Source organism: Streptomyces sp. NPDC058964, from assembly GCF_042741275.1.
In the GTDB taxonomy this organism is placed as follows: domain Bacteria; phylum Actinomycetota; class Actinomycetes; order Streptomycetales; family Streptomycetaceae; genus Streptomyces.
This window is the reverse complement of the sequence record NZ_JBHYKH010000149.1, coordinates 11,842-17,817: the sequence shown is the minus strand read 5'-3', so window position 1 is coordinate 17,817 and position 5,976 is coordinate 11,842. Positions and strand designations below refer to the sequence as shown.

Genomic DNA, 5,976 nt, shown 5'->3' with positions numbered 1-5,976 from the left:
GACGCCGTTGGGGCGGCCCGTTGAACCGGTGTTGTAGTTGAGGTTGGCGGGGTGGTCGGGGTGCAGCGGCCGGACGCGCTCGGTGTCCCGGGGGTCGGTGGCGGGGGCGGCGGCGATCCGGGCTCGGGTGGTGTCGTCGTCGAGCAGGACGGTGACGGCGGCGCCGGCCGGGGCCGCGTCCGCCGTGTGGGTGATCAGGGCGGCGGGGCGGGCGTCCTCGGTCATGAGGGCGAGGCGCTGCGGCGGGTTCTGCAGGTCGAGCGGCAGATAGGCGGCACCGGCCTTGAGTACGGCGAGGAAGGCGGTGACGAGCTCCGCGCTCCGCCGCATGCCGACGGCGACGATGTCCTCCGGACCGAGGCCGAGGGAGATGAGGTGGTGGGCCAGCCGGGCCGAGCGTTCGGCGAGTTCGCGGTAGGTGAGGGTGGTGTCGCCGTCGACCAGGGCGAGGGCGCCGGGCGTGCGGCGGGCCTGCTCGGCGAGGAGTTCGGGGAGCAGTACGGGCCGGCCGGGGCCGGTGGGCCGCGTCGCGGGCCGGCCGGTCACGGGAGCGGCGGCGGTGGTCGTCGTCGCCATCGGTCACCCGGCCTTGCCGGTCGCGGGGACGCGGGCGTCGGCCAGCAGCCGTTCGAGGACTCGCGCGGTCGCGGTGGAGCGCAGCAGGTCGTCGTGGGCGACGGGGATGCGTTCCTCGTGGCCGACGGGCTGCTCGGGGGCGGTGGTGGTGAGGGCCGTGGCGGTGGACCAGGCGGCCGGCGGGCTGAGGGTGGTGGCCGCGGTGAGGTAGGAGACGAGGGAGACGAAGGCGCCGGAGAGTTCGTCGCGGATGTCCTCGTCGAGGTCGAGCCGGTCCGCCGCGGCAGCCACCGCGCCCGTGAAGGTGTCGGCCAGTTCGCGTCCGACGACGGGGAGCCGGTCGGCGCCGTACTGTGCCTTCAGGGCTTCGCCGCGGGCGTGGAACGCGTCGAGTTCGGCCGGGGTGAGCAGCGCGGCCAGGGAGTCGCCCGCGGTGTGGAAGTCGTCGTACAGGCCGCTGGTCGCGGGGAGTTCGGGGTCGAGGAGGATGAGCCGGGGGGCGGGCTGCCAGTCGGCGATGCGCTCCGCGAGGGCCGCCGCGAAGACGCCGCCGGCACAGTAGCCGAGCACGGCCCGGACGGGGGCGCCCGAGGCCCGCACCTCGCCCAGCCACCAGTCGAGGTAGGCGTTTCCGGTGGGCGGTACCTGGTCGTCGGGGCCCGGGGGCCGGCTCGCCCAGAGGGTGAGCGACGGTTCGAGGAGCGGGGCGAGGTCGGCGAATTGGGCCGGCGCGCGGCTTCCCGCGGCGAAGTCGACCGCCAGCAGGAGACCCTCGTTGTCCCCGCTGCTCAGCGTCTTCCACGCTATTCGACTCACGGCTATTCCCTATTCCTGTCCTCGGGCCACGAAAGGAGAATTCGTGGCAGCGGTGAACTCCACGCTAGATGCGGGCGGTCTGGTTGCGGACCCCTAGACCGGGCCAGGTCACCCCTATCCTCGGACTGCGGCCGCGCCGGTTATACGGGCGGTGATGGTGTCGAGTACCTCGCGCTGCCGGTCGGCGAGGTAGAAATGGCCGCCGGGAAAGGACCGCACTTCGCAGTCGGCGGTGGTGTGCTCGGCCCAGGCGTGGGCCTCGTCGAGGGTGGTGTTGGGGTCGGTGTCGCCGGTCAGGACGGTGATGGGGCAGTCGACGGTCACGCCTCGCTCGGCCCGGTAGGTCTCCACGGCCTTGTAGTCGTTGCGGATCGCGGGCAGCGCGAGGCGCATGATCTCCTCGTTGCCCAGGACCCGGTCGTCGGTGCCGCTGAGCTTGCGCAGCTCCCTGATGACGCCCTCGTCGTCGCGGGTGTGGATCCGCTCGGCGCGGGTGCGGGAGGGGGCCCGGCGGGCGGAGGCGAACAGCCTTGCCGGGGCCGGGAGTCCGGCGGCCGTGAAGCGGCGGGCGATCTCGAAGGCGACGGTGGCGCCCATGCTGTGGCCGAACAGGTACAGCGGCCGGTCGGCGTAGTGGCGCAGTTCCTCGAAGGCGCGGTCGGCGAGTTCGGGAACGTTGTCGACAAGGGGTTCCCTACGGCGTTCCTGGCGCCCCGGATATTGCACGACCAGGACGTCGATGCCGGGGGTCAGCTCCTTGGCGACGGGAAAATAGAAACTCGCGGATCCGCCCGCGTGCGGAAAGCAGATCAGTCGGGGCGCGTCGGCGACGGCGGGATGGTAGCGGCGAATCCAGGCGCTTTCCGCGGTGGTGGGCGCGGGGGTTTGCTGCGTCGTCATGGGGAACACCTCAGTTCTCGTCCTGATACGTGTCGTGGGCGAAGTCGCGGAGTTCCGGCAGGAATCCGAAGAGCATTTCGGTGAGCTGCCACTGCCCGGCGAACTCGGTGAGTTCGGCTTCGGGGACGGGCACGCCGGCCCGGTGCAGTGCCGCGCCCAGGAGTCGCTGGGCCTCCGTCTCGGAGGGGGCGCTCCGCGGGAGGGCGACGGCGGCGGGCGGTGTCGCCGGGAGCGGGGCGGGGGTGCGCAGATGCCAGTCGGTGTGCCGCTGGTGGGCGTCGGCCACGGCGAGTAGGCCGCGGTCGGTGCCGGGGGCGCCGGCCAGTTGCAGGGACAGTGGGAGTCCGGCGGGGTCGAAGCCCATCGGGAGGGCGACGGCCGGGAAGCCGACGGCGCTCCACAGGCCGGGCAGCCAGGAGACGGTGGCCAGGCCGGCGGGGTCGTCGTAGCGGGGGGCGGCGGTGGGCCAGGCGGGGGTGGCGAGGGCGTCGAGTCCGTCGAGGCGGCCGCGCAGCTGGGCGGCTCCCCAGGCGCGCACGCGCTGCGCGTGGACGTAGACGGAGGCGGGGATCAGGCCGCCGAGCACCAGGGTGCGCCGGAACGGTCGCCCGTACTGGTCCCAGCGGCCGCGCAGCCCGGTGCCGTGCCGGTCGAAGCCTTCGGCGAGCAGGGTGATGAGCTGGGCGGCGAACAGCGGGTAGAGCTCGGGCAGTTCGACGCTGACGACCTTCGCGCCCTGGTCGCGGAGCCGTTCGAGGGTGGTGTCGAAGGCGTTGCGGCAGTCCGCGGAGAGCTGCCCCGACTCCTCCAGGGCGCGGTCGGGTACGCCGATGCGCACACCGTCCAGGTCGTCGCGCCAGGCCGGTTCGGGGGTGTCCCAGGCGGCGGCGACGCCGAGGGCGCGGGCCGCCTCGCGGACGGTACGGGCCAGGGTGCCGACGGTGTCGAGGCTGGGCGCGAGGGGGTGGCAGCCGGTGGTCGGGACGAGTCCGTGGGTGGGTTTGACGCCGGTGACACCGCACAGGGCGGCGGGGATGCGGATGCTTCCGCCGGTGTCGGTGCCCAGGCCGACGTCGAAGAGGCCGTGCACGAGCCCGGCGGCGCTGCCGCTGCTGGAGCCGCCGGGGTAGTGGTCCGGGTCCCAGGGGTTGCGGGGCACGGGGAACGGCAGGGCCGGGTCGGGGCGGCCCAGGGCGTGTTCGGCGGCGGTGGTCATGCCCAGCGGTACGGCTCCGGCGGCCCGCAGGCGCCGTACGGCCACGGCGTCGCGGCCCCGGTGCCACTCGGCGTCGTGGACCTTGCTGTGTGCGGTGGGGACGGCCTCGCGGGTGGCGAAGACGTCCTTGACGCCGAGGGTCACGCCCCGCAGCGGGCCGTCCCCGGCGGGTTCCGCACGAGGGTTGTCGAAGCGGCGCACGAACACCCCGAGCCGCTCGTCGAGGCGGTCGGCGGCGGCCTGCTGCCGCTCCACCCGCGTGCTGACGTCCACCATGGCCGCTCCGTAGGTCCGTTGGCTGCCCGGGCGTTCCGGGTCTTCGACCCTAGGAAGGGGAACGGCTCGGACAGTCCCCCTTGCCGGACCCCTCAACACCCCTGAATTCCCACCCCTGCCTGCGGGTTGTCCGTGATTTCCCGGGCTACCGTGGCGGTGACGCGGGGGCAGACTGACGCAGACTGGTGGTGGGACCGCCGTCGCGTTCCCGGGTCCGGAAAGGGGGGATTTCCTTGCTGCGGGACGACGTTCCCCTGCCCATGGGCCAGGTGGCGCTGCGCGACGGCGCGGGCGTCGCGTCGCCGGCCGCCGTCCTGGTCTCGGCGCTGGGCGAGCTCTACGACCCCGAGCCCGATCCGGCGCCGGGGCCGTTCGCCGTGCGCACCGTGACGTGTGTCGTCGACCCGCCGTTCTTCGGCAACGGGGACATCGGGCGGCTCGCGGTGTGCGCGGCCGTCAAAGCGCTCGCGGTCGCGGGCGCGGAGCCGCGCCGGCTGACGCTCGCCGCCGTGGTGGAGGCGGGGCTGCCGGCCGCGCTGCTGCACCGGGCCGCCGCGTCCGTGCGGGAGGCGGTGCGGGAGGCCGGGGTGCGGGTCGCGGCGGTCGACGCCCGGGTCGTGCGGGCCGGTGAGGTCGACCGGCTGGCGATGGTGGCCACGGGGTTCGGGGCGTTCAGGCGTCCCGAGCTGGACGCCGCGGCACTGCGCCCGGGTGACCGCATCCTGGTCTCCGCGCCGCTGGGCAGTCATGCGGTCCATGTGCTGTCGCTGCGCGCCGGGCTCGGTTTCGAGTACCACGTGCCCAGTGACGTGGCGCCGCTGGGCGGTCTGGTGGAGGCGGTCCGGGCGGCGCTGCCGTCGGGCGCGCTGCGGGCGGCCGGGACGGTGACCGAGGGTGGACTCGCCTCCGTGCTGCGGGAGTTCGCCGGGCGTTCGGGGTACGGCGTGCGGGTCGACGAGGCCGCGCTGCCGGTGCCCTACGGGGCCCGGGAGGCGTTCGACGTCCTGGGCCTGGATCCGCTGTACGCCGCCGGTGCCGGCTGTGTCTGCCTGGTGGTCGCCCCGGCCGAGGAGACCGCGGCGCTGGCCGCGCTGCGGGGTCTGCGGCACGGGCGCCTGGCCACGGCGGTCGGCTCGGTCGTGGGCGGACCGGCAGGTGTGGTGCAGGTCCGCTCGCCCGAGGGTCTTTCGACGCCGCTGCCCGCCGACGGGGGCGAGTGTCCGGTACGGCTGCTGTGAGGGCGGCCGGCCCCCGGAGGATCCGCCGCGGCTCCGAGGGGAGCCCGGGCCGGGGCCGTCAGGTTCGCTCGCGCGCTCCCCGGCCCAGGACCGCGGCCGCGGCGAACGCGGCGACGGCCGGGGTCAGGCCGATGCCGACGAGGATGCCCTCACGTGCCGTGCCGGACTGTGTGACGGCGTGTCCCGTTCCCGAGGAGGCGTAGCCGAAGAGCGCGAGGACGAGGCAGTACAGGAAGGGCCCGACCGCCAGGCCCAGGGTCTCGCAGGTCGTGAAGAGCCCGGAGGAGACCCCGGCCCCGCGCAGCCCCTCACCGGCGATGCACTCCTGCAACATCGCGTAGAGGAAGAGGAGTTGGCCCGCATGTCCGGCTCCGGCGAGGGCCATGACGGGCAGCACGAGGGGCAGCGGCAGGGCAGGGGCGGCGAACAGGAGCAGGCAGCCGGTGGCGAAGACGGCACAGGCCCACCGGTACCCCGCGCGGTGGCCGACACGGGCGCCGAGCCGCGTCCACAGGCGCACGGTGAGCAGGTTCGGGGCGACGAACACGGCGACGAGCAGCCCCGTCGCGGTCTTGTCGCCGAGGATGTGCTCGCTGAAGTAGGGCGCGCCCGCGGTCAGCCCGCCGGTGGCGACGGACTGGACGACGACCCCGGCGAGCAGCGCGGGGAAGCCGGGCACCCGCCGCGCGAGGGCGAGTCGGCGGCGCAGGCCGGGGCCCGCGGTCCTCGCGGTGCCCTTGGGGGCGCCCTTGATCCCGATCAGCACTCCCGCCGTACCGGCGAGCACGCACACCGCGCCGAACAGGCCGACCAGGCGGTGTCCGGGTACTCCCCCGCCCCCCGCGGCGGCCATCGCGGGCCCCGGCGCGGCGGCGGGCTGGGCGGTGACGGCCATGAACGCGCCCCGGGCGGCCCCGTGTGCGGCCCGGGCGGGGGGGGGGGGGGGGCGTTACG

The 5,976-nt window shown here is 75.0% G+C and carries 6 protein-coding genes; 1 reads left to right on the top strand and 5 read right to left on the bottom strand.

Translation table 11 applies throughout. The annotated features are described in order from the left end of the window. From ACFW2E_RS19950 to ACFW2E_RS19935, 4 genes are all read right to left on the bottom strand, one after another. A partial coding sequence (locus ACFW2E_RS19950) for an AMP-binding protein (protein ID WP_384468147.1) occupies positions 1-576 on the bottom strand: 576 nt, incomplete at its 3' end. 3 nt (positions 577-579) lie between these two features. Further along, on the bottom strand, positions 580-1,392 hold the full coding sequence (locus tag ACFW2E_RS19945; RefSeq protein ID WP_384468145.1) for a hypothetical protein: 813 nt from the start codon (positions 1,390-1,392) through the stop codon (positions 580-582). A gap of 114 nt (positions 1,393-1,506) precedes the next feature. Beyond that, the gene (locus ACFW2E_RS19940; RefSeq protein ID WP_384468143.1) at positions 1,507-2,292 is read right to left on the bottom strand and encodes a thioesterase II family protein; all 786 of its coding nucleotides are present in this window, start codon (positions 2,290-2,292) and stop codon (positions 1,507-1,509) included. Positions 2,293-2,302: 10 nt separating this feature from the next. Further along, positions 2,303-3,784 (bottom strand): amidase, encoded by a 1,482-nt coding sequence (locus ACFW2E_RS19935; RefSeq protein ID WP_384468141.1) that lies wholly within the window; start codon positions 3,782-3,784, stop codon positions 2,303-2,305. A gap of 233 nt (positions 3,785-4,017) precedes the next feature. On the opposite strand from ACFW2E_RS19935, the gene ACFW2E_RS19930 reads away from it, so the two are divergent. Continuing rightward, complete coding sequence (locus ACFW2E_RS19930; protein ID WP_384468139.1) at positions 4,018-5,022, top strand: AIR synthase-related protein; 1,005 nt, start codon at positions 4,018-4,020, stop codon at positions 5,020-5,022. A 58-nt stretch (positions 5,023-5,080) separates the two neighbouring features. On the opposite strand, the gene ACFW2E_RS19925 is transcribed toward ACFW2E_RS19930, so the two are convergent. Further along, the gene (locus ACFW2E_RS19925) at positions 5,081-5,917 is read right to left on the bottom strand and encodes an MFS transporter (RefSeq protein WP_384468138.1); all 837 of its coding nucleotides are present in this window, start codon (positions 5,915-5,917) and stop codon (positions 5,081-5,083) included. Positions 5,918-5,976 lie beyond the last annotated feature (59 nt).